The sequence below is a fragment of the Streptomyces sp. NBC_00435 genome, from assembly GCF_036014235.1.
Classification (GTDB): Bacteria; Actinomycetota; Actinomycetes; order Streptomycetales; family Streptomycetaceae; genus Streptomyces.
In genome coordinates this window covers 5,268,624-5,294,753 of the sequence record NZ_CP107924.1, presented here as the reverse complement: position 1 = coordinate 5,294,753, position 26,130 = coordinate 5,268,624, and the positions used below count along the sequence as shown (strand labels likewise).

The window sequence follows — 26,130 nt, the reverse complement described above, 5'->3', positions numbered from 1 at the left end:
AGTGGGCCACCGGACAGTTTACTTTCCGATGAGGGGGCACGGATGTACGCGTGTCCGGGCACACGATCGGCGGCCCCCCGCCTAGTTTTGAGGGGTGGAGCGATACAAGGCGCGTACGGTACGTCACCCAGCGGAGCGGGCAGCCCCCACGGCCCCCGCTCCGGTACGCCGGCTGCCGCGGCCCCGGCTGACGGGACTCGGCGGCGGGCTGTTCGCCTGCGCCGCCATGTTCCTGGTCGGCGGTATCGACTGGCTGCTGTTCGACGCCTCGCTGTTCGTCTACGGGCTGCTCTTCCTGCCCGTGGCGGCGGCCACCGCCCTGTGGGTGCGGCCGGCCGACCTGATCACCGCGCCCATCACCGCCCCGATCGCCTTCGCCGCCGGAGTGTGGCCCGTGTCGGGCGGCTCCGGCGGCTTCGCCGGGGAAGTGATGGGGCTGGTGTCCGCGCTGTCCCTGCACGCCGGCTGGCTGTACGCGGGGACGCTCGTCGCCGCACTGATCGTGGTCGTGCGCAAGGCCGTCCTCATCGGCCGCCGGCGCATGCCCCGCCGCGTCGCCTGAGCTGACGGCGGCAGGGGCTGCGACGACGGCTGCCGCGGCTACCCGGACGCCGACGCCGGGCGCGCCGCCATCGCCGCACCCACGATGCCCGCGTTGTTCTGCAGCTTCGCCGGAACGATCTCCGCCCGTACGCCCTCGATCAGCGGCAGGAACTTCTCCGGCTTGCGGCTCACACCGCCCCCGATGATGAAGAGGTCCGGGGAGAACAGCATCTCCACGTGCGCCAGGTACCTCCCCACCCGGTGCGCCCAGCGCTCCCAGGTCAGGTCACCGTCCTCCTTCGCCTTCACCGAAGCCCGCGTCTCCGCGTCGTGGCCCTTCAGCTCCAGGTGGCCCAACTCGCTGTTGGGCACCAGCCGCCCGTCCGTGAAGAGGGCGCTGCCGATCCCGGTGCCCAGCGTGAGCAGGATGACGGTGCCGGCGACCCCGCGCCCCGCGCCGTAGGTCATTTCCGCGACCCCGGCCGCGTCCGCGTCGTTCAGCACCGTGACCGGCCGGCCCTCCAGGCGCGAGGAGAGCAGCGCCGCCGTGTCGACGCCGACCCAGCCCTTGTCCATGTTGGCCGCCGACCGGGTCACCCCGCCCGTGACCACCCCGGGGAACGTCACCCCGACCGGGCCGTCCCAGTCGAAGTGGCGCACCACTTCGACGACACAGCCGGCCACCCCCTCGGGGGTGGCCGGCTGCGGTGTCAGTACCTTGTGGCGCTCCTGCGCCAGGTCGCCACGGTTGAGGTCCACGGGAGCGCCCTTGATCCCGGAACCGCCGATGTCCACGCCGAAGATCTCCATGGACACACCGTACGAAACGGCCTGCCCGAGCGCTCTACTTCCGCGGGTTCGCCGCGTCGTCCGCGGGCCCCGCGACGAGCTCCGCCGCCTCCGCGCGCAGGTCGCGGCGCAGCTCCTTCGGCAGCGAGAAGACGATCGACTCCTCGGCCGTCTTGACGATCTCCACGTCCGCGTAACCGCGGGCGGCGAGCCACTCCAGCACCTCGTCGACCAGTACCTCCGGCACCGAGGCGCCCGAGGTCAGACCGACGGTCGTGACGCCCTCGAGCCAGGCCTCGTCGATCTCGCTCGCGAAGTCCACGAGGTACGCGGCGCCCGCGCCCGCGTCGAGGGCGACCTCGACGAGCCGGATGGAGTTCGAGGAGTTCTTGGAGCCGACGACGACGACCAGGTCGCAGTCCGCCCCCATCACCTTGACCGCCTCCTGGCGGTTCGAGGTGGCGTAGCAGATGTCGTCGCTCGGCGGCGAGACCAGCAGCGGGAACCTGGTCTTCAGCGCGCCGACCGTCTCCATCGTCTCGTCGACCGAGAGCGTGGTCTGCGACAGCCAGACGACCTTCGACTCGTCCCGGACGGTGACCTTCTCCACGTCGTGCGGGCCGTCCACGATGGTGATGTGGTCCGGGGCCTCGCCCGAGGTGCCGACGACCTCCTCGTGGCCCTCGTGGCCGATGAGGAGGATGTCGAAGTCCTCGTTCGCGTAGCGGATCGCTTCCTTGTGCACCTTGGTGACCAGCGGGCAGGTCGCGTCGATCGTCGCGAGCTTGCCGCGCGCCGCCTCCTCGTGGACCACCGGGGCCACGCCGTGCGCCGAGAACATCACGATGGAGCCCTCGGGCACCTCCTCCGTCCGCTCGACGAAGATGGCGCCCTTCTTCTCCAGGGTCTGGACCACGTACTTGTTGTGCACGATCTCGTGCCGGACGTAGACCGGCGCACCGTACTGCTCGAGGGCCTTCTCGACAGCGATCACGGCTCGGTCCACGCCCGCGCAGTAGCCGCGCGGGGCGGCGAGCAGGACGCGGCGGGATGCGGCAGCAGGGGCGGGAGCAGTCATAGGCTCCATCGTACGGGGGTCTCCAGCAGGCCGGCCGTCCCCCGTTCGACGCAGACTGGGTCGAACGTGCGCACCGGCTATCCCCCGGAGGAACGATGGCGTCCGCGACGGATTCCAGTACGACGCCCGGCCCTCCCGGCACGCCCGGCCCGCCCGACACCTCCCTGCGCCGCAGTCTCGGCTTCCGGGACCTGGTCGTCTACGGACTGCTCTTCATCGCTCCCATGGCCCCGGTCGGCGTCTTCGGGACCCTGGACGCCAAATCTCACGGCGCCGTCGCCCTGGTCTACCTGTTCGCGACGATCGCCATGGCCTTCACCGCCTTCTCCTACGCGCAGATGGTGCGCGTCGCCCCGCAGGCCGGCTCCGTGTTCACGTACGCCCGCAAGGGCCTCGGCGAGGGGCCCGGCCTGATCGCGGGCTGGATGGCGATGCTCGACTACCTGCTGATCCCTGCGGTCGCGTACCTCTTCTCCGGGATCGCCATGAACGCCCTGGTCCCGGAGGTCTCCCGGTGGGTGTGGACGGCCCTGGCGGTGGTGGTGACCACGCTGCTGAACCTGTGGGGCGTACGGGCCGCCGCGCGCGTGGGCTTCGCCGTGCTGGCCATGGAGATCGCGGTCCTGCTGGTGTTCCTGGTCTCGGCGGTGACCGTTCTGGCCCGGGGCGCGGAGCACCGCGGCTGGCTCTCCCCCTTCACCGGTGACGGCTCGCTCGGCGGCTTCTCCATGGCCGCAGTGCTCGGCGCGGTCTCCGTGGCGGTCCTGTCCTACCTGGGCTTCGACGCCATCGCCTCCTTCGCCGAGGAGGTGACGGGAGGCAGCGCGAAGGTGGCTCGGGCGGTGCTCTTCTGCCTGGCGCTGACCGGGGTGCTGTTCATCGCCCAGACCTATTTGGCGGCCCTCCTCAGCCCCCTCTCGGCGGCGGAGCTGGCCGCCGAGCCGGGGAAGCAGGGGTCGGCCTTCTACACGACGGTCGAGGCCTCCGTAGGGATGTGGCTGCACGACCTGGTCGCCGTCAGCAAGGCGATCGGGGCCGCCTTCGCGGCGCTGGCGGGGCAGGCCGCGGCCGGCCGGCTGCTCTTCGCGATGGCCCGCGAGCGGCGGCTGCCGCGGGCGCTCGCCCGCACGTCGCACGGCACCCCGCGCCCGGCCCTGCTGGTGGCGGCGACGGTGACGCTGGTGGCGGCCGTGTGGGCGGCCCGTCGCGACGACGGGCTGGACCACCTGGTCTCGGTGGTCGACATCGGGGCGCTGGTGGCCTTCACGTTGCTGCACGCCTCGGTGGTCGGCTGGTTCGTGGTCAAGCGGCGCGAGGGCACCCCGAACTGGTTCAAGCACCTGGTGCTGCCGGTCCTCGGCGCCGCCGTGACCGTCGCGGTGATCGTCGAGGCCTCGTGGACGGCGCAGGTGGTGGGGGCGGTGTGGCTGCTGGTGGGGCTGGGCGTGCTGGTGGCCCAGCGCGGGCGACGCGCGGACACCGGGGGCCCCGGGCCCGACGCCGGTGTCGGTGCGGGCGGTTAGCCTGCGTGCATGGGTCTGAATACGTCGGCTGACGCGCCGCTGCCGGTCGGTCAGGTGTCCCGGCTCATCGGGGGCTGGATCGACAAGCTCGGCCAGGTGTGGGTGGAAGGGCAGATCACGCAGCTCTCCCGGCGACCGGGAGCGGGGGTGGTCTTCCTGACGCTGCGCGATCCCTCGCACGACATCTCGCTCAGCGTGACCTGCTTCCGCCAGGTCTTCGACGAGGTCGCGGACTCCGTGACGGAGGGCGCCCGCGTGGTCGTGCTCGCCAAGCCGGAGTGGTACGCCCCGCGCGGGCAGCTGTCCCTGCGGGCGACCGAGATACGGCCCGTGGGCATCGGCGAGCTCCTGGCCCGCCTGGAGCGGCTCAAGCGCTCCCTCGCCGCCGAGGGGCTCTTCGCGTTGGACCGCAAGAAGCCGCTGCCGTTCCTGCCGCAGCTGATCGGGCTGGTGGTGGGCCGGGCCTCGGCGGCCGAGCGGGACGTACTGGAGAACGCCCGGCGCAGGTGGCCGGCGGTCCGCTTCGAGGTCCGCAACGTCGCCGTCCAGGGGGTGCACGCGGTGCCCCAGGTGATCCAGGCGGTCAAGGAGCTCGACGCCGTGCCCGAGGTCGACGTGATCATCGTGGCGCGCGGCGGCGGCAGCGTGGAGGACCTGCTGCCCTTCTCCGACGAGGAGGTCGTACGGACCGTCGCGGCGGCCCGTACCCCAGTGGTCTCCGCGATCGGGCACGAGCCGGACTCCCCGCTGCTGGACCTGGTCGCGGACCTGCGGGCGTCCACGCCCACGGACGCGGCGAAGAAGGTGGTCCCGGACGTGGGCGAGGAGCTCGAGCGGGTGGGCCAGCTGCAGGGCCGGGGGCTGCGTGCCGTGCGCGGGCTGCTCGACCGGGAGGAGCGAGGACTCGCGCACGCGCTCGCGCGGCCGGTCTTCGTCCATCCGCGGCGGATGGTGGAGACCCGGGAGGCGGAGCTGGACGCCCTGCTGGCGCGCAGCCGGCGGACCCTGGGGCACCTGCTGGACCGGGCCGATTCGGAGCTGTCGCACACGCTGGCGCGTGTGGTGGCGCTGTCCCCGGCCGCCACGCTGGAACGCGGGTACGCGGTGCTCCAGCGGGCCGACGGGCACGTCGTGCGTTCGCCCGGGGAGGTGTCGGCGGGCGATGTGCTGCGGGCGCGGGTGGCGGAGGGCGCGTTCTCGGTGCAGGTCGCTCCGGAGCATGCGGCCGCGGAGCAGGCCGCCACGGAAGCCGCCGCGGACGCTTCCTAGGCGCGCCCCGCGGGGTGGACGGGACGACACGCTGCGGCAACAAATTCGTTGTACTACGCATATAAGGTGGGAGCGGGAATGGCCGAGACCGATGCGGCGCTGGGGTACGAGCAGGCCCGGGACGAACTGATCGAGGTCGTCCGCAGGCTGGAGGCCGGCGGCACCTCGCTGGAGGACTCCCTCGCACTGTGGGAGCGCGGCGAGGAGCTCGCGAAGGTGTGCCGCCACTGGCTGGAGGGCGCCCGCGCCCGGCTGGACTCGGCACTGGCGGCCCGCGAGGCCGCGGAGGGCGGGGCGGCGGCCGACGGGGAGGATCGCGGGGAGTGACGTCGATCACCCCGAACGAGATTTAGTTGAATTTTCATCTATCTGCGTCGTAACCTCGGGGCATCGCTTCAGTCCGTACAGAAGAAGGCTTTCCGATGTCTCTCGTTCTCGACGCCGCCGCTCAGGACCTCCTCTTCCGTGAGGCGCGTACCGCCAACACGTTCTCCGACGAGCCGGTGACCGAGGAGCAGATCCAGGCGATCTACGACCTGGTGAAGTTCGGCCCGACCGCCTTCAACCAGACGCCGCTGCGCATCACGCTGGTCCGCTCCCCCGAGGCCCGCGAGCGCCTCGTGAAGCACATGGCCGAGGGCAACCAGGCCAAGACCTCCGCCGCCCCGCTGGTCGCGATCCTGGCCGCGGACAACGAGTTCCACGAGGAGCTCCCGCAGCTGCTCCCGCACTTCCCGCAGGCCAAGGACGCCTTCTTCGCCGAGCGCCCGGTCCGCGAGCAGTCCGCGCTGGTCAACGCCACGCTGCAGGCCGCGTACTTCATCGTGGGCGTCCGCGCCGCCGGCCTGGCCGCCGGCCCGATGACCGGTCTGGACTTCGCCGGCGTTCAGAAGGAGTTCCTGGACGCCGACCACACCCCGCTGATGGTCATCAACATCGGCAAGCCGGGCGAGGACGCCTGGTTCCCGCGCTCCCCGCGCCTGGAGTTCGACCAGGTCATCACGACCGTCTGAGCCACGACCGTCTGAGCCACGGCTCCCGCGGCACCGCCGCAACGCCAAGGGCCGCGCACCCCGGATCCCCGGGGCGCGCGGCCCTTGCGCGTACCTGGCGCGCCGGCCCCGCCGGGTCTGGCGCGCGCCGGCCCCGCCGGGCAGCGCCCTACTTGTCAGCGCCCTGCTTGAACTCCAGCGCCCCGGCCATCGCCCCGAGCTGCTCGAAGGAGGCCGTCCCGGTCACCACCGTGACGTAGCCCTGCTCCTGGTGCACGAGGGCGTCGTACTTCTCGCCGTCCCAGCGCTCCCAGGTCCGGTCCCCGACCTGCTGGGTCTGCCCGGTGGCCTTCGCCTTCTGGGTGACCTTCGCGATGTACCCGTCCGTGGTGTCCGTGGACTGCTCGACCCCGACGTACTGCTGCTGCGGGTCCAGGAAGCCCAGGTGCCAGGCGTTGGCGCTCTTGCGCTCGTACGCCACCGAGGTCGCCCGCCACTCCTGCGACAGCCCGACGGGGACCGCCACGGGGTACGGAGCCGCGCGCCGGGCCGTGAGCGTCTCGACCCGGTAGTCGACCACCCGCGTCGGATCGGCCTTCTCGTCATGTGGGACGACCAAATAGATCCCCCCGACGACCACGCCGAGCACGACCAGCGACCGGACCATGTCCAGGACCGTCTGCTTGCCTTTCATACCTGCCACGGCACCATCGTCCCGCATGGCCGCGGGCGATCACCGCCGGGGTCCGCGCGGCGCTCCGCGGGCGGCGCAAGATGTCCGCTCAGGACAATCGGCTGACCGATATGGCGCTCATACGTGACCCGGTCTGCTCAATATGTCGACGTACCGATAGAGTCCAGGGACCCTCCACTCCCGGCCGTCGCCGTACAGAAAGGTGCGCTCCGATGACCGAGCACAACCTGCCGCCCCAGCTCGAAGTCTCTCCGGAGGCACCCGACCGCAACCTCGCCCTGGAGCTCGTCCGGGTCACCGAGGCCGCCGCCATGGCCGCGGGCCGATGGGTCGGACGCGGCGACAAGCTCGGCGCCGACGGCGCCGCCGTCAACGCGATGCGGACCCTGATCTCCACCGTTTCGATGAACGGCGTCGTCGTCATCGGCGAGGGCGAGAAGGACGAAGCCCCGATGCTCTTCAACGGCGAGCGGGTCGGCGACGGCACCGGTCCCGAGGTCGACATCGCCGTGGACCCGATCGACGGCACCACCCTGAACGCCAAGGGCATGCCGAACGCCATCGCTGTCCTGGCCGCCGCCGACCGCGGCACCATGTTCGACCCGTCCGCGGTCTTCTACATGGAGAAGCTGGTCACCGGTCCCGAGGCCGCCGACTTCGTCGACATCAACGCCCCGGTCTCCGTCAACATCCGCCGCGTCGCCAAGGCCAAGAACATGGCCGTGGAGGACGTCACGGTGATCATCCTCGACCGCCCCCGCCACGAGGGCATCGTCAAGGAGATCCGCGAGACCGGCGCGCGCATCAAGTTCATCTCCGACGGCGACGTCGCCGGCTCCATCCTGGCCGTCACGGAGGACAGCGGCATCGACCTGCTGCTCGGCATCGGCGGCACGCCCGAGGGCATCATCTCGGCCTGCGCGATCAAGTGCATGGGCGGCACCATTCAGGGCAAGCTGTGGCCCAAGGACGAGGCCGAGCGCCAGAAGGCGCTCGACGCGGGCCACGACTTGGACCGCGTGCTCTTCACGAACGACCTGGTCTCCGGCGACAACGTCTTCTTCGTCGCCACCGGCATCACGGACGGCGAGCTGCTGCGCGGCGTCCACTACCGCTCGGAGACCGCGACGACCTCCTCGCTGGTCATGCGCTCGAAGTCGGGCACGATCCGCCAGATCGACTCGACCCACCGGCTCTCGAAGCTCCGCGCCTACAGCGCGATCGACTTCGACCGCGCCCAGTAGGCCGTAGACGGCACGGCGAAAGGGGCGTTCCCGCGTGCGGCGGGGACGCCCCTTGCCGTATGTCCGGTGTCCGGCGACCGGTCCTTGCCCACGTGTCGCGCCTACGTGCCGCGCCCCCGTGCCTACGAGGCTTCGCGCAGCTCCCCCGCCCGGCGCCGCCGGCGGGCCAGCACCACCCGGCGCTCGGCGGCCGTCAGCCCGCCCCAGACCCCGTAGGGCTCCGGCTGGATCAGAGCGTGCTCCCGGCAGGCGACCATGACCGGGCAGCGGGCACAGACCCGCTTGGCGGCCTCTTCGCGGGAGAGCCGGGCGGCCGTCGGCTCCTTGGAGGGAGCGAAGAACAGCCCGGCCTCGTCGCGTCGGCACACCGCGTCCGCGTGCCATGGGCCGTCCTCTTCCCTGGCCGGCACCCGCGGCTTCGGCACGGCCGCCGCCGGGCGCCCCTGAAGACTCTGGACGGCGGCTACCTGCAGGGACTGGCGCGGCGGATGCGGCACGGTCTACTCCTGACGACGTATACGCGAGCGAGAGACGATGCACCTGTCCCTACCCGCTGTGCGCGCCCCTATGCACCGAGTGCCGCCGATCCGGACGGTTCGACCGAAACGTGACGCTGTCCCGCGCCGTCACCCCGATGGCGGCGTCCAGTCGGGCCGGCGCCCCAGGAAGGCGAGCAGCGAAGCGGCCGGGTCGGCGTCCCGGTCGGGCGCGGGCGCGAGCGCCGGAGCGTAGGCGAAGCCGCGCAGCGGCTCGGCGAGCTCCTCCGCGGCCGGGCGCAGGGCCGCGGCGAGGCCGGGGGTCAGCGGGGAGGGCAGGCCGGCGGCGACCGCGATGTCCCAGGCGTGGACGGCCGCGTCGAGGGCGGCCGCGCCAACCGCGGTCTCGGCGGTGACGGCGAACGGGGGCAGCGGGACGGCGACGCCTTCCGCGCCCGGCTCCACCCCGGCGAAGGCCTCGGCGGCGGCTTCGAGGGCCGGCTCCAGCAGCTCGGCGGGGGTACCGGCCAGGGCACCGGTGGGCGCGAAGGGATCCTCGGCCGGGCCGGCTCCGCCGGTGAGGCGACCGGCGTACGCGAGCTGGTCGCCCGCCGCGTGCTGGAGCACTTGGCCGACATTCCATTGGTCGCAGGGTGTCGGCCGGTCCAGCGCGTCGGCCGGCATGCCGTCCACGACGGAGCGCAGCGCGGCGTACGCCTGGTCCAGCAGGTCCCACTTGGATGAGGTCATGGGCCGACCCTAGGGGAACCGTCCGGGCAATCGACCTGATGTCAAAGCCGGTTGGCCACGTGTCCCCCCGACCCGGAACCCGCCCGCGAGCGACGGCTGCGGGTGTTGCGCAAGTGCGCTCGGCGACGGATGGCCGTAATACTCCTGCGGAGTCGTAGAGACAGGTTTCGTCCCCACTTGGAGTCGTCGATGGCAGTTCGCCGAGTCGTGCCCAACATCCAGTCGGAGGCCGCACAGGAGAACCGGGAGTTCTACGGCCTGCTGGGCTTCGAGGAGGTCATGAACCACGGCTGGATCATGACGCTCGCCTCACCGTCCAGTCCGGCGGCGCAGATCAGCATCATGACCGGCGACAAGACCGCGCCTGTCACCCCCGACATGAGCATCGAGGTGGACGACGTGGACGCGACGTATGCGGTCATGCGGGAGAGCGGTGCGGAGATCGTCCATCCCCTGCAGGACGAGGAGTGGGGCGTGCGGCGATTCTTCGTCCGCGACCCCAGCGGACGGGTGGTCAACGTGCTGGGCCACCGCTGACGCCCTCTCCCGCACCCTTGCGGAGTCGCCGCGCCAGGTCCACCAGGCGGGCGCCGACCTTGCGGCGGGCCTCGATGTTGCCCAGCAGCGCGAAGCCGCGGACGATCACGACCGGGGCGTGCGGGTCGACCTCGCCGCTCCCTTCCCCGTGCACCTCGACGTTGCCGAGGACGCCGGTGCCGTAGCCGCGCAGCGTGACGTTCTCCGGGACCAGGACCTCGACGTTGCCGAGGACGCAGGTCACGTTGATCTCGGTGAGCTGCTGCTCGAAGACCGCTTCGGTCAGGTCGATGGTGATGTCACCCAGGACGGAGACCGCGCGGGTGTGCGCGCCCGGCCGCCAGCGGCCCTTGCGGGTGGAGCTGCTGCACACCGCGACCAGCGTCTCGACGGGGCCGCCCGGAGCGCCCACCGGCCCCCTCGGGGGCCCGGCGGCGTACCCGTGCTCCTGCCGGGCGGCGGTACCGGGTACGGGCAGGTCCCGTACGAGCAGGTCCAGCTCGCCGACCGTCCTGAGGGCGTACAGCGAGTCCAGCCGGTCGGAGTGCTCCTCGGAGGTGAGCCGGCCCTCGGCGAGCGCGTCGGAGAGGATCTGTGCGATCCGGTCCCGGTCCGCGTCGGAGGCGCGCAGCTCGGCGGCGGGCGCGGGGGCAGGGGCGGAGGGGTGCTTTTCCAGGTCCACGCCACCCAGCATAGCGAGACACGATAGATCGCGATACTGGCCAGTGAGCCTTACCTCACAACCAAAGCTCCCGGCCGAGGTCCTACGCTGGTTACCGCGCTGCCAATTGGTCGCCAGCGCCGTCTGCCGAGTGAGGGAATGACTGCCGTCATGCCAGAGTTTGCGTACACCGACCTGCTGCCCCTGGGCGAGGACACCACCCCGTACCGGCTGGTGACCTCCGAAGGCGTCTCCACCTTCGAGGCCGACGGCCGTACGTTCCTCAAGGTCGAGCCGGAGGCGCTGCGCCAGCTCGCCGAAGAGGCGATCCACGACATCCAGCACTTCCTGCGCCCCGCGCACCTCGCGCAGCTGCGCCGCATCATCGACGACCCCGAGGCCTCGGCGAACGACAAGTTCGTCGCCCTGGACCTGCTCAAGAACGCGAACATCGCGGCGGCCGGCGTCCTGCCGATGTGCCAGGACACGGGCACGGCGATCGTGATGGGCAAGCGCGGCCAGAACGTGCTCACCGAGGGCGGGGACGAGGCGGCCCTCTCCCGCGGCATCTACGACGCCTACACCCGCCTGAACCTGCGCTACTCGCAGATGGCGCCGGTCACCATGTGGGAGGAGAAGAACACCGGCTCGAACCTGCCCGCGCAGATCGAGCTGTACGCGACGGACGGCGGCGCGTACAAGTTCCTCTTCATGGCCAAGGGCGGCGGCTCCGCCAACAAGTCCTTCCTCTACCAGGAGACCAAGGCGGTCCTCAACGAGACCTCCATGATGAAGTTCCTGGAGGAGAAGATCCGTTCGCTGGGCACCGCGGCCTGCCCGCCGTACCACCTGGCGATCGTGGTCGGCGGCACCTCGGCGGAGCACGCGCTCAAGACCGCGAAGTACGCCTCGGCCCATTACCTGGACGAGCTGCCCACCGAGGGCTCCGTGCTCGGCCACGGCTTCCGCGACCTCGATCTGGAGCAGCAGGTCTTCGAACTCACCCAGAAGATCGGCATCGGAGCCCAGTTCGGTGGCAAGTACTTCTGCCACGACGTCCGCGTGGTCCGCCTGCCCCGCCACGGCGCGTCCCTCCCGGTGGCGATCGCCGTCTCCTGCTCGGCGGACCGCCAGGCCACCGCGAAGATCACCGCCGAGGGCGTCTTCCTGGAACAGCTGGAGCGGGACCCGGCGCGCTTCCTGCCGGAGACCACCGACGAGCACCTGGACGACTCCGCGGACGTCGTCGCGATCGACCTGAACCAGCCGATGGAGTCGATCCTCGCCACCCTCACCCAGCACCCGGTCAAGACCCGCCTGTCGCTGACCGGCCCGCTGGTCGTGGCGCGCGACATCGCGCACGCCAAGATCAAGGAACTGCTGGACTCCGGCGCGGAGATGCCGCAGTACCTGAAGGACCACCCGGTCTACTACGCCGGCCCCGCCAAGACCCCCGAGGGCTACGCCTCCGGCTCCTTCGGCCCGACCACGGCCGGCCGCATGGACTCCTACGTGGAGCAGTTCCAGGCGGCGGGCGGCTCCAAGGTCATGCTGGCCAAGGGCAACCGCTCGCAGCAGGTGACGGACGCGTGCGGTGCGCACGGCGGCTTCTACCTCGGCTCCATCGGCGGCCCGGCGGCGCGCCTGGCCCAGGACTGCATCAAGAAGGTCGAGGTCCTGGAGTACGAGGAGCTCGGCATGGAGGCGGTCTGGAAGATCGAGGTCGAGGACTTCCCCGCCTTCATCGTGGTCGACGACAAGGGCAACGACTTCTTCCAGAACCCGGCCCCGGAGCCCACCTTCACCCACATCCCGGTCCGCGGCCCCGGCCTGTAGCCCGATCGGCCGGACACCCCGAGGGCCCCCGCGCCGACCGGCGCGGGGGCCCTCGGCGCGTGGTGCCCGCGGCTCCGGCACGGCGTCGCCCCGCCCTGCCCTGCCCGGGAGGGCGACCGCATCCGGTTAACGTCGGTGACACGACCTCGCACCTGCGCGTTCACCCCGGTTTGCAAGGATTTCCGTATGGCAGCGACCACCTCATCCCTCCCCACGGCCCGCCGCACGCGGGTCATCGCCCATCGCGGCGCCTCCCACGAGCACCCCGAGCACACCATGGCCGCGTACCGGCAGGCCATCGCCGACGGGGCCGACGCGCTCGAATGCGATGTGCGGCTCACCGCCGACCACCGGCTGGTCTGCGTGCACGACCGGCGGGTCGAGCGGACATCCGACGGGCGCGGGGTCGTCTCCGAGATGACGTACGAGGAGCTGCGCGCGCTCGACTTCGGCGCCTGGAAGGGGGCCGCGCACGCCGGGGCGCGGGTGCTGCTCTTCGAGGACCTGCTCCGGGAGGCGCTGGCCGCGCCGTACCCCGTCGGCCTCGCCGTGGAGACCAAGCACCCGACCCGCGCGGGTGGCCGACTGGAGGCCGAACTGGTCCGCATGCTCAGGGAGTACGGGCTGGCCGACGGCTCCTCCGGCCGGGTCGAGGTGATGAGCTTCTCCCGCTCCGCGCTGAACCGGATGCACCGGATCGCGCCCGGGCTGCCCGCCGTGTACCTGACCGAGCGCCGGGTCCACCCGGTCCGGCCCCCGTACGCCACCCACGCGGGCCCGGGCATCGAGCTGGTACGCCGGGACCCGGGGCTGGTGGGCCGACTGAAGGCGAAGGGGCTCCGGGTGCGCGTGTGGACCGTGGACGAGCCCGCCGACCTGGAGCTCTGCGTGCGCCTGGGCGTGGACACGGTCATCACCAACCGGCCCCGGGACGTGCGCAAGCTGCTCCAGGACATGTGACCGCGCCCGGCCGGGGTGCGCCGGCCGGATGCGGGGAGGTCGGACCTGCCGGGGGTGGTGCGGGTCCGGCCGGGAGTTCGGGTCGCGCGGGGTGCTACACGAAGCGCTGGTTCGCCGAGCCGTTGCAGGTCTGCAGGCGCAGCGGCTCGTGGGCGGCGGCCACCGTCAGGCACATGCCCGGGGCGGCGGCGGGGCGCAGGGTGGCTCCGTCACGGACGAACTGCTGGTTGGCGCCACCGTGGCAGTTCCAGATGATCATCGCGGTGCCGTTGCCGTAGTTGGCGCCGGGGGCGTCGAGGCAGCGGTCCTGGGTGAGCTCGATGTGGACGGACTTCTTCGCGGAGTCGTACCACCAGCCCTGGTTGCGGCCGCCGTGGCAGTCCCAGCCGATGACCTTGGTGTTGTTGGCGCTGGAGCCGCCGTTGGAGTCGAGGCAGTTGCCCGTGGCCTCGTTCCTGAGCGGCTTGTACAGGTCGTCCCAGGCCCCGGCCTGCAGGACGGGGGTGCCGGTGCTCGCCGGGTCGGCGCACGAGGCCTCGCGCAGGCCGGAGGCGTAGAGCTGGGTCAGACAGGACGCGAAGGCGCCGTGGCCGCGGTAGTTGGGGTGGAAGGACTGGCGGGCGGTGTTCTCGTCCCACGGGAAGTGGTCCCCGAGGTCGAGGTAGAGGCCGCGGGCCCAGGTGTCTTCCATGCAGACCTCGTGGCCCTGGAAGAGCCGCGAGTTGTCGAGGTAGGTCGCTCCCGCCGCGAGGGCGGCCGCGCGCATGCCCTTCTCGAAGGTGGGCACCGCGTAGTTGCGGCCCCAGGCGGCGTCGGAGTCGTAGCCGGCGCAGCCTCCGGGGAGCTTGCCGGGGAAGTCCGGGTTGTCGTTGAAGTCGGGGCCGATCGGGCTCGGGTAGCCCATCACGACCAGCTTGTAGTCGGAGTCGGCGTAACCGGCGTCGCGCATGACCGTCTTGAGGTCGGCGATCGTCGACTCCACCTTGGGCTTGAGGCCGTCGACGCGCCCCTGCCAGCCCGGACCGTACTTCGGCTCGCAGGTGCCCTGGCTGAGCACCCAGCGTGTGACACAGTCGGTCATGACCGGGCCGAACTGCAGGTCGTCGTTGGCTCCGGCGACCAGCAGCACCATCTTGATCCTGGTGTTGCGGGCTTTGACGGCGAGGCTGTCGCTCTGCACCGGTTCGTCGGCGTACTGCTTGCTGCCACCGATCCTGATGTTTCCGGTGTAGCCGCCGGAGCAGGCCACGTTGAAGGTGTAGTCGGCCGCGATGCCGGTGCGGTGGATCGCCGAGTCCGGCGACCGGTGGCACTGGTTGGACGAGGTGTTGGTCGCGGGGTCGTAGTTGCCGACGCCCTCGCCCGAAATCTCGCTGTCGCCGAGCGAGATCAAGCCGGTTTTGCGGTCGGCGAGCGGACGGACGGCCGGGTCGCCGTAGATCTTGACGGCCTCGGCGGCCCGGACGGCCTCCAGTTCGGGTGTGAGGGGTGTGGCAGCGGTGGCGGCCCCGGCGGCGGGAGCCGCCTGGGCCATGGGGGTGATGGCGGTGACGCCGCCGAGGGCGGCCGCGACCGCCGCGACGGCGGCGAAGGTAGATCTGAGTCTGGATTGTGTACGGACACGTGCCATGAGTGCCTCCCCGATCTCGGTGTTACCCCCGGTATTTACTGGCCGGTAAGCGCGTTGGGAACAGTCCGAACAAGACAATTGCTCAACTTTTTGAGGAGGCACCACAGATGACCGACGATCAGAAGAACGGCGCGGCCCCCGAGGGGTTCCGCGTGGAGCACGACTCCATGGGCGAGGTACTCGTCCCCGCACACGCCAAATGGCGAGCTCAGACCCAGCGCGCCGTCGAGAACTTCCCCATCTCGGGACTGCGCCTGGAGCGCGCCCACATCGAGGCGCTGGCCCGGATCAAGGGCGCCGCGGCCGTCGTCAACGCCCGGCTCGGCGTGGTCGACGAGGAAATCGCCGCGGCGATCGTCTCCGCCGCCGCCGAGGTCGCCGAGGGCCGCTGGGACGAGCACTTCCCCGTCGACGTGTTCCAGACGGGTTCCGGCACCTCGTCCAACATGAACGCCAACGAGGTGATCGCCACGCTGGCCACCGAGCGGCTCGGCCGCGCCGTCCACCCCAACGACCACGTCAACGCCTCGCAGAGCTCCAACGACGTCTTCCCGTCCTCCATCCACATCGCCGCCACCGCCGCCGTCACCGGCGGGCTCGTCCCCGCCCTGGAGCACCTGGCCGGCGCGATGGAGCGCAAGGCCGCCGAGTACTCCGAGGTGGTCAAGTCCGGGCGGACGCACCTGATGGACGCCACCCCGGTCACCCTGGGCCAGGAGTTCGGCGGGTACGCGGTCCAGCTCCGCTACGGCGTCGAGCGGCTGCGCGCGGCGCTGCCGCGGCTGGCCGAACTGCCCCTGGGCGGGACCGCCGTGGGCACCGGGATCAACACCCCGCCCGGATTCTCCGCCGCCGTGATCGCCGAGGTGGCCGCGGCCACGGGGCTGCCGCTGACCGAGGCCCGGGACCACTTCGAGGCGCAGGGGGCCAGGGATGCCCTGGTCGAGACCTCGGGGATGCTCCGTACGGTCGCCGTGTCCCTCACCAAGATCTGCAACGACCTCCGCTGGATGGCCTCGGGTCCGCGCACCGGATTGGCCGAAATCAATCTCCCGGATCTTCAGCCGGGGTCCTCGATCATGCCCGGAAAGGTCAATCCGGTCGTCCCGGAGGCCGCGCTGATGGTCGCCGCCCAGGTGATGGGGAACGACACGGCGCTCGCGGTGGCGGGCGCCGCGGGCAACTTCGAGCTCAACGTGATGCTCCCGGTGATGGCCCGCAACCTCCTGGAATCCATCCGCCTGCTGAGCAGCGTCAGCCGCCTGCTGGCCGACCGCACCGTGGACGGGATCACCGCCAACACGGCCCGGGCCAGGGAGTACGCCGAGTCCTCGCCCTCCGTGGTGACCCCGCTCAACCGCTACATCGGCTACGAGGAGGCCGCCAAGGTGGTCAAGAAGTCCCTCGCGGAGCGCAAGACGATCCGTGAGGTCGTCCTGGAGTCGGGCTACGTGGAGCGCGGCGACCTCACCCTGGAGCAGCTCGACGAGGCACTGGACGTCCTGCGGATGACCCGCCCCTGACGTGGCCGCCCCACCCCGCGCCGGGGTCCGGATCCGGTCGTTTCCCGTCCCCGAACACCTCGGTGACCTGCACCGCAGCGCTCGTCCGGGCCCCAGCCCTAAGATCTGCGCATGACAGGTACCGGAGGCCGCGGGGGCGGCAGCACGCGGGGCGCGGCGCGGGGCGCCGCACAGGGTGCCGGGCGGGGCGGCGCGCAGGACGCCCACTGGGCGCCCGGGGAGCAGATCCTCTGGCGCTACCGCGACCACGGGCCCGGCCCGAAGGGCGCCGTGCACATCTGCCGGCCGGTGACCGTGGTGACCGACACCGACGAGCTCCTCGCCGTGTGGATGGCCCCCGGTACCGAGTGCGTCAAGCCGGTGCTCGCCGACGGGACCCCGGTCCACGAGGAGCCGCTCGCCACCCGGTACACGGCGCCGCGGACCACCGTACGGTCGCGCTGGTTCGGGGCGGGCGTCCTGAAACTGGCGCGGCCCGGGGAGCCGTGGTCGGTGTGGCTGTTCTGGGAGCACGGCTGGCGCTTCAAGAGCTGGTACGTGAACCTGGAGGAGCCGCGGACGCGGTGGTCCGGCGGCATCGACTCCGAGGACCACTTCCTGGACATCTCCGTCTACCCGGACCGCACCTGGCTCTGGCGGGACGAGGACGAGTTCGCGCAGGCCCAGCGGTCCGGCCTGATGGACCCGGAACAGGCCCGGCGGGTGCGCGAGGCGGGGCGCGCCGCGGTGGACGTGATCAGAGCCTGGGGTCCGCCGTTCTCCGAAGGCTGGCAGGATTGGCGGCCGGACCCGGCCTGGGGCGTACCGGCGCTGCCGGAGGACTGGGACCGCACTCCGGCGCATATGACCTCATGAGACCCTTGATGCGCCCCCAGGGGGCAACCGTAGGATCGTCCTCCGCCGGGGCGTCGGCGACGTCGCCGTACGGGCTCCCTTCGGCAAATGTCGCCAGGTGCGCGGTACTTGGCCGGAGGTTCACGCAAAGCGAGAGGTAACGAGCGGGACGCGGAACCGCGGGGTGATGGTGTCCCCGCCGCTGAGCGGGTATACCGCGACTGACCGAGTTGAGTGCAGCGCACATCGAGCGCAAACGGACGGAATGCCACGCGTGACGGAGTACCCCACCTCTCAGGAGGGCCCACAGCCGGTCGCCTCCGGCGGTCGGACGGACGAGCCGAGTGCCTCCGGCGGCCGTACGGAGGAGCAGGGCCGCGGCAAGGCCCCGGCCCCTGCCGCCGAGGCCGTACACACGCATGCGCAGACCCAGGGCCCCGACGTCCCCCGCCCCCGGGGGACCGCGGACCCGGGCCCCGACGGTGACGCCGCGCGCGGCATCGCGACGGCCACGGGCAGCGCGGCCGGGGAGCCCGGCCGGTCCGCTGCGCCGGCCGGCGAGGGCGGTGGCACGCCCGCTGCCGCGCCCGGCCAGGTCCAGGGTCCGGAGGGCATCGCGCGGCGGGAGGGCGACCGGCTGCGTTTCGTCGGAGCCGCCACCCGGCGGATCGCGCGCGGGATCGACCTCGACGAGATCGTGCTCGGCCTGTGCCGGGCCACCGTGCCGACCTTCTCCGACGCCATCCTCGTCTACCTGCGCGACCCGCTCCCCGTCGGCGACGAACGGCCCGTCGGCCCGGTGGTCCTGAGACTCCGCCGCACCGACCGGCTCCGGCCGATCGACGAGTTCACCGGAGCGGGCACGAGCACCGGCACCGGTTCCGGTTCTGCCGGGGGCGCCTCGGGCCCCGTGACGACGCCGGACGGCGAGCTCGACTTCAGCCAGCTGGCCCTGGTCGGCCCGCAGGGTGACCTGCCCGCCGCCGAGCTGTGCGAGATCCGCCCCGGCGGGGCGCTCGCCGAGGTGCTGCGCGGCGTACGGCCCGTCTTCGGGTCCTCCGCCGCCGCCAGCGCCGCGCTGCCGGAGCTGTTGGGCGCGGACCACCCCGTACCGCGCGGCCAGCGGGCCATCCTCGCGCCGCTGCGGGGCCGCCGCCGCGTCATCGGCGCGGCGGTGTTCCTGCGCACCCCGGAGCGGCCGGCCTTCGAGACCAACGACCTGCTGGTCGCCGCCCAGCTGGCCACCCATACCGCGCTCGGCATCGACAAGGCCGTGCTCTACGGGCGCGAGGCGTACATCGCCGACGAGCTCCAGCGCACGATGCTGCCCGACAGCCTCCCCCAGCCCACCGGGGTCCGCCTCGCCAGCCGCTACCTGCCCGCCGCCGAGACGGCCCGGGTCGGCGGCGACTGGTACGACGCCATACCCCTGCCCGGCAGCCGGGTCGCACTCGTCGTCGGTGACGTCATGGGCCACTCCATGACCTCCGCCGCGATCATGGGACAACTCCGTACGACGGCCCAGACGCTGGCGCAGCTCGACCTGCCGCCCGCCGAGGTCCTGCACCACCTCGACGAGCAGGCGCAGCGCCTGGGCTCCGACCGGATGGCCACCTGCCTCTACGCCGTCTACGACCCGGTCTCGCACCGGATCACCATCGCCAACGCCGGCCATCCACCACCGGTGCTCCTGCACCTGGGCGGCCGCGCCGAAGTGCTGCGCGTACCCCCCGGCGCCCCCATCGGCGTCGGCGGCGTGGACTTCGAGGCCGTGGAGCTGGACGCCCCGGCCGGGGCCACCCTCGTGCTGTACACCGACGGCCTCGTCGAATCCCGCCTGCGCGACGTGTGGACCGGCATCGAGCAGCTCCGCGAGCGGCTGGCCACCACCGCTCAGCTGACGGGCCTGGACCACCCGCCGCCGCTCGAGGCCCTGTGCGACGACATCCTGGACATGCTGGGCCCCGGGGACCGGGACGACGACATCGCACTGCTCGCGGCCCGGTTCGACGGGATCGCGCCCAGCGACGTGGCGTACTGGTTCCTGGACCCGGAGGAGACCGCTCCGGGCCGGGCCCGCCGGTTCGCCCGCCGGGCGCTGAGCCGGTGGGGACTGGAGGAGCTCCAGGACTCGCTGGAGCTGCTGGTCAGCGAGGTCGTCACCAATGCCGTGCGGTACGCCGAGCGGCCGGTCACCCTGCGTCTGCTGCGGACGGACGTGCTGCGGTGCGAGGTCGGCGACGATTCCCCGCAGCTGCCGCGCCAGCGCCGGGCCCGGGACGACGACGAGGGCGGCCGCGGTCTGTTCCTGGTCAACCGGATGGCCCGCCGGTGGGGTGCCACCCGGCTGAGCAGCGGCAAGGTCGTCTGGTTCGAGCTCGCCCTGCCGGGCTCGCAGGAAGGGCGCTGACCGCGGCGCCGCCGGCGCGGCCGTCCATGCCGATGCCGACGCCCCCGCGGTCGCGGGGGCGTCGGCATCGGCATGGACACTGACGGCGGAGCGGCCGCCCGGCCTACGGCTTCGGCAGCGGGTCCGGCTTCGGCGGCGATTTCGTCGCGTTCGGGGTGCGACTCGGGGTCGGAGTCGGCGTGGGAGTGGGCGTGGGAGTGGGCGTCGGCGTCGGTGTCGGCGAGGTTGTCCGGCTCGGGGTCGGCGCCGAAGGCGTGTTGCCGGAGGGGGTCGGGGTGCTCGCGGTCTGACTCGGTGTGCTCGACGGGCTGGAGGTGCTGCTCGGCGTCTGAACCTTGCCCATCTCCGCGTCGTCCAGCTTGAAGGAGCCGGTCTCCACGCCCTTGAGCGCGGCGAGCGTGTACTGCTTCCAGATCGCGGCCGGGAAGCTGGAGCCGCCCGCGCGGCCACCGCCGGCGGTACCGGTCAGGCTGGTCTGGGTGTGCGTGCCGGGCTCGTCACCGAACATCGCGACGACGGTGACCAGTTCCGGGGTGAACCCGGTGAACCAGGCGGCCACGTTCTTCTCGGTGGTGCCGGTCTTGCCGGCGGCCTCGTAGGCCGAGCTCTTCACGGCCTGGCCGGAGCCGTCCTCGACGACGCCGGTGAGCACCTTGGTGACGGTGTCGGCGGTCTTGCGGCTGATGGCCTGGTCACCGACGGCGCGGACCGGCTTGTACTCGCGGTCCTTGTGCTCGGCGGACTTGATGATGCTCGGGGTGATCTTCTTGCCGTGGTTGTCGAAGGTGGCGTAGACCCCGGCCATCTCCAGGGTGTCGGCGCTCATCGTGCCGAGCGACATGGCCGGCTTGTCCTCGGGCCAGCCGTCGCGGTCGTGCATGCCGAGCTGGAGGGCGGTCTTCTTCGCGTTCTTCGGCCCCACGTCCACGATCATCTGGGCGTACACGGAGTTCACCGAGGAGTTGGTGGCGGACTGGACCGTCATCATCGGGGTGCCGTAGTTGCGGTCGTCCTGGTTCTGCGGGTTGAACGGGACGGTGCTGCCGACCACGGGGCGCTTGCTGGTGCCATCGTAGAGGGTGTTCGGAGTGATCGGCTTGCCGTCCTGCGTGCTCGCCCCGGTCTCCAGGGCGGAGGCGAGCACGACCGGCTTGAAGGTCGAGCCCGGCTGGAAGTCCTTGCGCAGGGCGTTGCTCGCCCACTGCTCGCTCTGCCCCGTGCCGCCGTACATCGCGAGGATCGCGCCGGTCTTCGGGTCCACGGACGTCGCGCCCGCCTGGACGGCGGCATCGACGGCACGGCCCTTGCGGTCGAGCTTGGACTCCAGCTCGTCCTGGACCGCCGCCTCCAGCGCGGCCTGCTTCTTCGGGTCGACGGTGAGGGTGATCTCCCAGCCACCGGCCTTGAGCTGGGCCTCGCTCATACCGGTCTGCCGCTTGAGCTCCTCGTCGGCGGCCTGGATCAGGTAGCCCTTCTGGCCCTCCATGCCGGGGGCCGCCTTGGGCTTGACCGGCTCCTGGAACTTCATTTCCTTGCGCTTGGCCGCGTCCAGCTTGCCCATCTCGACCATGTTGTCGAGGACGGCGTTGAAGCGGACCATGACCAGGTGCTTGCCGTTCGGGCCGGCCGTCGCCCAGTCGTACTGGCTGGGGGCCTGCAGGACCGCGGCGAGGTACGCGCCCTGTTCCAGGGTCAGCCTGTCGGCGTCGACGCCGTAGTAGGCCTGGGCCGCGGCCTGGATGCCGTAGGAGTTGCGCCCGTAGAAGTTGGTGTTCAGGTAGCCCGCGAGGATCTCGGGCTTCTTCATCTGCTGATCGACCTTGAGGGAGATGATCAGCTCCTTCAGCTTGCGGGTCGCCGTCTGGTCCTGCGTCAGGTAGAAGTTCTTGACGTACTGCTGGGTGATCGTCGAACCGCCGGCCTTGCCCTTGCCGGTGACGGTGTTGAACAGACCCCGGGCCACGCCCTTGAGGTCGACGCCCGCGTCGGTCTCGAAGGACTTGTTCTCGATCGCGATGAAGGCCGTCTGGACGTCCTTGGGGATCTTGTCGATCGACACGATCTGCCGGTTCGTGGTGCCGACGCGGGCCATGACCGTGCCGTCGGACAGCTTGTAGACGTTGTTCTGCGTCAGCGCCTCGGCATTGGGGTCCGGCGGGTCCACGTAGAAGTAGAGGCCGACCAGGGCCGCCATGCCGAGGAGGATCGCCCCGAAGCAGGTCCCGACGATCTTCTTCCAGGTGAAGAAGCGACGTATGCCGGCCGGTTTGTCCGACCGCCCACCCTTGTCCTTGGCGCGCCCGCGCGGTGCCTTTCGCGCACCGCGCTGCTGCTGCGCCTTTCGCGCTTCTGCTCGGCCCATCGCTCCCGCTCCGCTCGATTACCCCCCGACGTCAGCTCAGAAAGCTAACACCGCAGGCTGTGACAAACGCTGGCCAATCAGCGCCAATACCGGTCAATTCGGACGTGAGAATCAGCACCCGCCCCAACGGAACCGACGCACGAACACCCCTGCCGGGTTGCCGCGGACCACGGGGCGGACTGTCACGCGTCCCAAAAAAGTGATATCACTTTGCTAGGCGGCTCGATCGGTCGCCATCGAAGGGGAACGGGGCAGACCATGACGAACACCACGGATACGACCGAAGCCGGCGTACGGGAGTTCCCCGCGCGCAGCGTGCGCGGCGGGCTCGCGCTGCTGCTGGGCCTGGCGGGAGTGGCCGCCGGAGCGGGCCTGATCGCGCTCGGTGCGGTGTCCGGGGCCGACGCCGCCAAGGCGTCCCTGGTCGCGGCGGGCGTCATCCTGATCATCGCCGCGCTGATCGCCATGGGCGGGCTGAACACGGTCGCGCCGGGCGAGGCCCGCGTGGTCCAGCTGTTCGGCCGCTACCGCGGCACGATCCGCACCGACGGACTGCGCTGGGTCAACCCGCTGACCTCACGTCGGCGCCTGTCCACCCGGGTGCGCAACCACGAGACGGCCGTCATGAAGGTCAACGACGCCTACGGCAACCCGATCGAGCTGGCGGCCGTCGTGGTGTGGCGGGTCGAGGACACCGCGCGGGCCGTCTTCGAGGTCGACGACTTCACCGAGTTCGTCGAGACCCAGACCGAGGCGGCCGTGCGGCACATCGCCATCGAGTACCCCTACGACGCGCACGAGGACGGCGGCCTGTCCCTGCGCGGCAACGCCGAGGAGATCACCGAGAAGCTCGCCGCCGAACTGTCCACCCGCGTCGAGGCGGCCGGCGTCCAGATCATCGAGTCCCGCTTCACCCACCTCGCGTACGCCCCGGAGATCGCCTCCGCGATGCTCCAGCGCCAGCAGGCCGGTGCGATCGTCGCGGCTCGCAAGCAGATCGTCGAGGGCGCGGTCGGTATGGTCGAGCTCGCCCTGACCCGCCTCGCGGAGCAGGACATCGTGGACCTCGACCCGGAACGGAAGGCGGCGATGGTGTCGAACCTGATGGTGGTCCTGTGCGGTGACCGCGCGGCCCAGCCGGTCGTCAACACGGGCACGCTCTACCAGTGAGTTCCGACGGCGGTACGGGTCCCGGCGGCGGCCCGGACACCTCCGGGCCCGGCGCGTCCGCGGGGGCCTCGCCCGGGGAGCCGGCGACGGCGCCGAAGGCCGGACGCCAGGCCCGCAAGCAGGTGCTCCTGCGGCTCGACCCGCAGGTCCACGACGCGCTCGCGCGGTGGGCGGGCGAGGAGCTGCGCAGCGCCAACGCGCAGATCGAGTTCCTGCTCCGCAGGGCCCTGGCCGAGGCCGGCCGGCTCCCCGGTGGAGCGGGTCCCATCCCGCCCCGGGGCCGCCCCCGCGCCTCTCCGGATTCCTGAAGCCGCCTCGGTACGCTCTGCGCGTCACCCCGGGGGGTCTCTCACCGAATACGAGGCTCGGATGAATTCGACCGGCGGGAAAGCCGACGCGGGAGCGGACGCCAAGGCGGAGGCGGAGGCGGAAGCCACGGCGGAAGCGGGAGCGGACGCGGCGACCGGATCCGGGACGGAAGCCGGAGCCTGCGCTGCGGGAGCCGGTGCGGCCTCCGCAGCCGGATCCGGGGCGGCGCGCGGCGCCCGCCGCCGGCGCACCGCCCGGAAGGCGGCCACCGTGATCGCGGTGGCCGCGGCGTGCTCCGGACTGACCTGGACGGCCCTCTCCCTGACGGGCGCCCCGTCCGACTCCAAGCCGGCTTCCCCCACCGGCTGCTCCTACACGGCCACCGGCACCGGAACGACCAAGGCGCCCGGCCTGCCGGTGCACGACCCCGCGCGGGCCCGCCCGTACACGGCCGAGCTGGTCACCGATCGGGGCAAGGTCGTCATCGAGGCGTTCACCGGGGCCGCGCCCTGCTCCACCACCTCGTTCGCCTTCCTCGCCGGCAAGAAGTACTTCGACGGCAGCGCCTGCCACCGGGTCACCACGCGCGGGATCTTCGTACTGGAATGCGGCGACCCGGCCGGCCTGGGCACGGCCGACCCCGGGTACTACTTCCCGGACGAGAACCTGGCCGACGCCTCCTATCCGGCGGGCACCGTCGCGATGTCCAAAGCGGTACCCGGCCGCAACGGCAGTCAGTTCTTCATCAGTTACGCCGATCCGGACTTCCGCATGCAGCCCGACTGGACCCCCTTCGCGAGGGTGGTCAGCGGGCTGGACGTACTGCGGAGGATCGCCGGGAACGGCACGGAGGACGGGTCCCCCGACGGGCGCCCCAAGGAGCCCGTGGTCATCCGCTCGGTGACGGTCCACCCGTCGGACCGGGGCTGAGGTTGACGACCAACCGTTCAGGGCCGGCGGTTCACGACCGGCCCTTCACGACCGGCGGTTCAGGAGGACGAAGCCGTTCTCCTGGGCCGCGGTCCGGTACCCCTGGGCCCGTGCCCCGTCCAGGGCGATCAGCTCCTGCTGAGCCGACAGCGGCCACCGCCGCTCCGGCGCCACCGTCGTGTCCACGATGATCCACTCCGGATCGGGGCGGCTGTCCGGCCACCCGTAGAGGCTGGTGCTGGTGCGCTGCGTGAGGTGCGGCACCAGCCCGTCCGAGGCCTGGACCGTGGCGCCGTCGGGAATCATGTCCATCAGCCGGTGCGCCACGGCGATCCGCGGATCGGTCCGCCAGGTGGCGGGCTCGGCCAGCCGCCACAGTGAGAACGCGGGCAGCAGCACCACGCACATCGCGGCCGCGCCGATCAGGTGCCGGCGCGCGCCGGCCGCGCCGGAGGCCCGCCGCCGCACGAGGGCGTCGACGAAGGCGGCGAAGACGATCGGCATGAGCACGAGCGAGTAGTGGTACCCGGTGCCCCAGTGGGCCGAGTTGCCCGAGGCGAAGCGCCACAGCAGCGTCGGCAGGGCCACGCAGACCAGCGGCGAGCGCAGTGCCAGGAACAGGCTCGGTGCCAGCACCAGCACCAGGGTCGAGACCTTGGTCTCGGGGGTGACCATCCCGACCGTAGCCTTGCGCAGCAGGTCCCCGAACCCGCCTCCGCCCTGCGCGTCTCCCCCGCCCAGGTACGACAGGTAGGCGTACGCGCCGCCGGGGTTGAAGGCGGGCAGCACCACCACCGTCGCCAGGAGCGTCCCGGCCGCGCCCGCGAGGGCGAGGGCGGCCCCGGTCCGGCGCCCGGCCCGGTCACCGCGCCCGGCCCGCCGGACGATGACCAGGCCGATGGCGGCCACGGTCAGCCCGAGGTCCTCCTTGACCAGCACGAGCGGCAGCGCCCACCAGGCGGCGGCCCGCAGCCGGCCGGATCCCAGGGCCGCGAGCGAGCACGCGAGGAGCGGGACGGCGAAGGCCACCTCGTGGAAGTCGAAGCCGACGCCGCTGGCGATGCCCCAGGACAGTCCGTAGCAGAGGCCGGTCACCACGGCCGCCCGCGCCCCGAGCGTCCGGTGCGCCCAGCGGGTCAGCGGCAGCACGCTCGCGGCGACCAGTGCCGCCTGTGCCACGAGCAGGGTCTGCGCCGAGGGCCACAGCCGGTACAGGGGCGCGAGCAGGGCGAGCACCGGGGAGAAGTGGTCGCCCAGGATGGGGAAGTCCGGCGCCTTGAGCTCGGAGACGGGCAGCCTGCCGGCGGCGTAGGAGCGGACGACCTGGTCGAAGATGCCGAGGTCGTAGCTGTGCGAGAGCAGCCGTTGATGGGTCCGCAGGGACAGCGTCATGTAGAGGAAGAAGAGCCCGCCGGCCAGGGCCCAGATCCACCACGGGGTCGCGTACGGGCTCTCCCGGGCCGGCTCCGCCGCCGGTTGGGCGGCGGGGACCGACTGCTGGGGCGGGAGCGTGGCGGCGGTACCGGCGGGGGGTGCGTGCATGTCATCAAAGTGACAGCGGCCCCGGGCCCCGGCCCCGAGCCGCGCCCCGTACGGCCGCCAGTCCCTAC

General features: G+C 71.9%; 24 protein-coding genes. 15 read left to right on the top strand and 9 right to left on the bottom strand.

Going from position 1 to position 26,130, the window contains the following annotated elements; genetic code table 11:
* Window positions 1–94: 94 nt before the first annotated feature.
* Window positions 95–562, top strand: coding sequence for a DUF6542 domain-containing protein (locus tag OG389_RS24455; RefSeq protein ID WP_328300594.1), 468 nt, complete (start codon window positions 95–97; stop codon window positions 560–562).
* Between the two features lie 38 nt (window positions 563–600).
* Here OG389_RS24455 and ppgK read toward each other — a convergent pair whose 3' ends face one another.
* Both ppgK and OG389_RS24445 read right to left on the bottom strand, forming a co-directional pair.
* Window positions 601–1,353, bottom strand: a complete 753-nt coding sequence (ppgK, locus tag OG389_RS24450; protein ID WP_328300593.1) for a polyphosphate--glucose phosphotransferase — start codon at window positions 1,351–1,353, stop codon at window positions 601–603.
* Window positions 1,354–1,387: 34 nt separating this feature from the next.
* Window positions 1,388–2,419 carry a 4-hydroxy-3-methylbut-2-enyl diphosphate reductase gene (locus OG389_RS24445; RefSeq protein WP_328300592.1) on the bottom strand — a complete coding sequence of 344 codons (1,032 nt, stop codon included), beginning with the start codon at window positions 2,417–2,419 and terminating at the stop codon, window positions 1,388–1,390.
* Window positions 2,420–2,505: 86 nt separating this feature from the next.
* Between OG389_RS24445 and OG389_RS24440 the strand changes: the two genes are divergently transcribed.
* From OG389_RS24440 to OG389_RS24425, 4 genes are all read left to right on the top strand, one after another.
* Window positions 2,506–3,933 carry an APC family permease gene (locus tag OG389_RS24440; protein ID WP_328300591.1) on the top strand — a complete coding sequence of 476 codons (1,428 nt, stop codon included), beginning with the start codon at window positions 2,506–2,508 and terminating at the stop codon, window positions 3,931–3,933.
* Window positions 3,934–3,942: 9 nt separating this feature from the next.
* A complete protein-coding gene (gene xseA, locus OG389_RS24435) occupies window positions 3,943–5,202 on the top strand; it encodes an exodeoxyribonuclease VII large subunit (RefSeq protein ID WP_328300590.1) in 1,260 nt (419 codons plus the stop codon).
* Between the two features lie 78 nt (window positions 5,203–5,280).
* Complete coding sequence (locus OG389_RS24430; RefSeq protein WP_328300588.1) at window positions 5,281–5,529, top strand: exodeoxyribonuclease VII small subunit; 249 nt, start codon at window positions 5,281–5,283, stop codon at window positions 5,527–5,529.
* A 95-nt stretch (window positions 5,530–5,624) separates the two neighbouring features.
* Window positions 5,625–6,215 carry a malonic semialdehyde reductase gene (locus tag OG389_RS24425; RefSeq protein ID WP_328300586.1) on the top strand — a complete coding sequence of 197 codons (591 nt, stop codon included), beginning with the start codon at window positions 5,625–5,627 and terminating at the stop codon, window positions 6,213–6,215.
* 148 nt (window positions 6,216–6,363) lie between these two features.
* On the opposite strand, the gene OG389_RS24420 is transcribed toward OG389_RS24425, so the two are convergent.
* On the bottom strand, window positions 6,364–6,888 hold the full coding sequence (locus tag OG389_RS24420) for a DUF4245 domain-containing protein (RefSeq protein WP_328304049.1): 525 nt from the start codon (window positions 6,886–6,888) through the stop codon (window positions 6,364–6,366).
* 212 nt (window positions 6,889–7,100) lie between these two features.
* Here OG389_RS24420 and glpX point away from each other — a divergent pair, with 212 nt between their 5' ends.
* Window positions 7,101–8,132, top strand: coding sequence for a class II fructose-bisphosphatase (gene glpX, locus OG389_RS24415; RefSeq protein WP_328300584.1), 1,032 nt, complete (start codon window positions 7,101–7,103; stop codon window positions 8,130–8,132).
* A gap of 122 nt (window positions 8,133–8,254) precedes the next feature.
* Here glpX and OG389_RS24410 read toward each other — a convergent pair whose 3' ends face one another.
* Window positions 8,255–8,629: a WhiB family transcriptional regulator gene (locus OG389_RS24410; protein ID WP_374224160.1), complete on the bottom strand. Its 375-nt coding sequence runs from the start codon at window positions 8,627–8,629 to the stop codon at window positions 8,255–8,257.
* Between the two features lie 129 nt (window positions 8,630–8,758).
* A complete protein-coding gene (locus OG389_RS24405; protein WP_328300583.1) occupies window positions 8,759–9,358 on the bottom strand; it encodes a TIGR03086 family metal-binding protein in 600 nt (199 codons plus the stop codon).
* A gap of 189 nt (window positions 9,359–9,547) precedes the next feature.
* Between OG389_RS24405 and OG389_RS24400 the strand changes: the two genes are divergently transcribed.
* Window positions 9,548–9,895 (top strand): VOC family protein, encoded by a 348-nt coding sequence (locus OG389_RS24400; protein WP_328300582.1) that lies wholly within the window; start codon window positions 9,548–9,550, stop codon window positions 9,893–9,895.
* On the opposite strand, the gene OG389_RS24395 is transcribed toward OG389_RS24400, so the two are convergent.
* Window positions 9,873–10,577 (bottom strand): DUF1707 SHOCT-like domain-containing protein, encoded by a 705-nt coding sequence (locus OG389_RS24395; protein WP_328300581.1) that lies wholly within the window; start codon window positions 10,575–10,577, stop codon window positions 9,873–9,875. The two genes, OG389_RS24400 and OG389_RS24395, sit on opposite strands and share 23 nt — an antisense overlap.
* A gap of 150 nt (window positions 10,578–10,727) precedes the next feature.
* Between OG389_RS24395 and OG389_RS24390 the strand changes: the two genes are divergently transcribed.
* On the top strand, window positions 10,728–12,392 hold the full coding sequence (locus OG389_RS24390) for a fumarate hydratase (RefSeq protein ID WP_328300580.1): 1,665 nt from the start codon (window positions 10,728–10,730) through the stop codon (window positions 12,390–12,392).
* A 186-nt stretch (window positions 12,393–12,578) separates the two neighbouring features.
* Complete coding sequence (locus OG389_RS24385) at window positions 12,579–13,352, top strand: glycerophosphodiester phosphodiesterase (RefSeq protein ID WP_328300579.1); 774 nt, start codon at window positions 12,579–12,581, stop codon at window positions 13,350–13,352.
* A 94-nt stretch (window positions 13,353–13,446) separates the two neighbouring features.
* On the opposite strand, the gene OG389_RS24380 is transcribed toward OG389_RS24385, so the two are convergent.
* Window positions 13,447–14,982 carry a ricin-type beta-trefoil lectin domain protein gene (locus OG389_RS24380; RefSeq protein ID WP_328300578.1) on the bottom strand — a complete coding sequence of 512 codons (1,536 nt, stop codon included), beginning with the start codon at window positions 14,980–14,982 and terminating at the stop codon, window positions 13,447–13,449.
* Between the two features lie 107 nt (window positions 14,983–15,089).
* Here OG389_RS24380 and OG389_RS24375 point away from each other — a divergent pair, with 107 nt between their 5' ends.
* The 3 genes from OG389_RS24375 to OG389_RS24365 all read left to right on the top strand — a co-directional run bounded on the left by OG389_RS24375 (window position 15,090) and on the right by OG389_RS24365 (window position 19,749).
* Window positions 15,090–16,505, top strand: a complete 1,416-nt coding sequence (locus tag OG389_RS24375) for a class II fumarate hydratase (protein ID WP_328300577.1) — start codon at window positions 15,090–15,092, stop codon at window positions 16,503–16,505.
* A 111-nt stretch (window positions 16,506–16,616) separates the two neighbouring features.
* Window positions 16,617–17,360 carry a cytidylyl-2-hydroxypropylphosphonate hydrolase gene (fomD, locus tag OG389_RS24370; protein ID WP_328300576.1) on the top strand — a complete coding sequence of 248 codons (744 nt, stop codon included), beginning with the start codon at window positions 16,617–16,619 and terminating at the stop codon, window positions 17,358–17,360.
* 253 nt (window positions 17,361–17,613) lie between these two features.
* The gene (locus OG389_RS24365) at window positions 17,614–19,749 is read left to right on the top strand and encodes a SpoIIE family protein phosphatase (protein WP_328300574.1); all 2,136 of its coding nucleotides are present in this window, start codon (window positions 17,614–17,616) and stop codon (window positions 19,747–19,749) included.
* Window positions 19,750–19,852: 103 nt separating this feature from the next.
* Here OG389_RS24365 and OG389_RS24360 read toward each other — a convergent pair whose 3' ends face one another.
* A complete protein-coding gene (locus tag OG389_RS24360; RefSeq protein WP_328300573.1) occupies window positions 19,853–22,111 on the bottom strand; it encodes a transglycosylase domain-containing protein in 2,259 nt (752 codons plus the stop codon).
* Between the two features lie 258 nt (window positions 22,112–22,369).
* Between OG389_RS24360 and OG389_RS24355 the strand changes: the two genes are divergently transcribed.
* The 3 genes from OG389_RS24355 (at window position 22,370) to OG389_RS24345 (ending at window position 24,520) form a co-directional block, all read left to right on the top strand.
* The gene (locus OG389_RS24355; protein ID WP_328300572.1) at window positions 22,370–23,281 is read left to right on the top strand and encodes an SPFH domain-containing protein; all 912 of its coding nucleotides are present in this window, start codon (window positions 22,370–22,372) and stop codon (window positions 23,279–23,281) included.
* Window positions 23,278–23,589 (top strand): hypothetical protein, encoded by a 312-nt coding sequence (locus OG389_RS24350; protein WP_328300571.1) that lies wholly within the window; start codon window positions 23,278–23,280, stop codon window positions 23,587–23,589. Before OG389_RS24355 ends, OG389_RS24350 begins: the two co-directional genes overlap by 4 nt.
* A gap of 61 nt (window positions 23,590–23,650) precedes the next feature.
* Window positions 23,651–24,520 (top strand): peptidylprolyl isomerase, encoded by an 870-nt coding sequence (locus OG389_RS24345; RefSeq protein WP_328300570.1) that lies wholly within the window; start codon window positions 23,651–23,653, stop codon window positions 24,518–24,520.
* 45 nt (window positions 24,521–24,565) lie between these two features.
* Here the strand turns inward: OG389_RS24345 and OG389_RS24340 are convergent, their stop codons facing one another.
* Window positions 24,566–26,062 carry a DUF2079 domain-containing protein gene (locus OG389_RS24340; RefSeq protein WP_328300569.1) on the bottom strand — a complete coding sequence of 499 codons (1,497 nt, stop codon included), beginning with the start codon at window positions 26,060–26,062 and terminating at the stop codon, window positions 24,566–24,568.
* Window positions 26,063–26,130: the final 68 nt, after the last annotated feature.

What these genes read in the sequence shown, in the direction of transcription:
- OG389_RS24430 (WP_328300588.1), top strand. Translation starts at nt 5,281, where the DNA reads ATGGCCGAGACCGATGCGGCGCTGGGGTACGAGCAGGCCCGGGACGAA.
- OG389_RS24355 (WP_328300572.1), top strand. Translation starts at nt 22,370, where the DNA reads ATGACGAACACCACGGATACGACCGAAGCCGGCGTACGGGAGTTCCCC.
- OG389_RS24405 (WP_328300583.1), bottom strand. Translation starts at nt 9,358, where the DNA reads ATGACCTCATCCAAGTGGGACCTGCTGGACCAGGCGTACGCCGCGCTG.
- OG389_RS24340 (WP_328300569.1), bottom strand. Translation starts at nt 26,062, where the DNA reads ATGCACGCACCCCCCGCCGGTACCGCCGCCACGCTCCCGCCCCAGCAG.
- xseA (WP_328300590.1), top strand. Translation starts at nt 3,943, where the DNA reads ATGGGTCTGAATACGTCGGCTGACGCGCCGCTGCCGGTCGGTCAGGTG.
- OG389_RS24360 (WP_328300573.1), bottom strand. Translation starts at nt 22,111, where the DNA reads ATGGGCCGAGCAGAAGCGCGAAAGGCGCAGCAGCAGCGCGGTGCGCGA.
- OG389_RS24445 (WP_328300592.1), bottom strand. Translation starts at nt 2,419, where the DNA reads ATGGAGCCTATGACTGCTCCCGCCCCTGCTGCCGCATCCCGCCGCGTC.
- OG389_RS24345 (WP_328300570.1), top strand. Translation starts at nt 23,651, where the DNA reads ATGAATTCGACCGGCGGGAAAGCCGACGCGGGAGCGGACGCCAAGGCG.
- OG389_RS24375 (WP_328300577.1), top strand. Translation starts at nt 15,090, where the DNA reads ATGACCGACGATCAGAAGAACGGCGCGGCCCCCGAGGGGTTCCGCGTG.
- OG389_RS24390 (WP_328300580.1), top strand. Translation starts at nt 10,728, where the DNA reads ATGCCAGAGTTTGCGTACACCGACCTGCTGCCCCTGGGCGAGGACACC.
- OG389_RS24420 (WP_328304049.1), bottom strand. Translation starts at nt 6,888, where the DNA reads ATGAAAGGCAAGCAGACGGTCCTGGACATGGTCCGGTCGCTGGTCGTG.
- OG389_RS24400 (WP_328300582.1), top strand. Translation starts at nt 9,548, where the DNA reads ATGGCAGTTCGCCGAGTCGTGCCCAACATCCAGTCGGAGGCCGCACAG.
- glpX (WP_328300584.1), top strand. Translation starts at nt 7,101, where the DNA reads ATGACCGAGCACAACCTGCCGCCCCAGCTCGAAGTCTCTCCGGAGGCA.
- OG389_RS24380 (WP_328300578.1), bottom strand. Translation starts at nt 14,982, where the DNA reads ATGGCACGTGTCCGTACACAATCCAGACTCAGATCTACCTTCGCCGCC.
- fomD (WP_328300576.1), top strand. Translation starts at nt 16,617, where the DNA reads ATGACAGGTACCGGAGGCCGCGGGGGCGGCAGCACGCGGGGCGCGGCG.
- OG389_RS24440 (WP_328300591.1), top strand. Translation starts at nt 2,506, where the DNA reads ATGGCGTCCGCGACGGATTCCAGTACGACGCCCGGCCCTCCCGGCACG.
- OG389_RS24425 (WP_328300586.1), top strand. Translation starts at nt 5,625, where the DNA reads ATGTCTCTCGTTCTCGACGCCGCCGCTCAGGACCTCCTCTTCCGTGAG.
- ppgK (WP_328300593.1), bottom strand. Translation starts at nt 1,353, where the DNA reads ATGGAGATCTTCGGCGTGGACATCGGCGGTTCCGGGATCAAGGGCGCT.
- OG389_RS24385 (WP_328300579.1), top strand. Translation starts at nt 12,579, where the DNA reads ATGGCAGCGACCACCTCATCCCTCCCCACGGCCCGCCGCACGCGGGTC.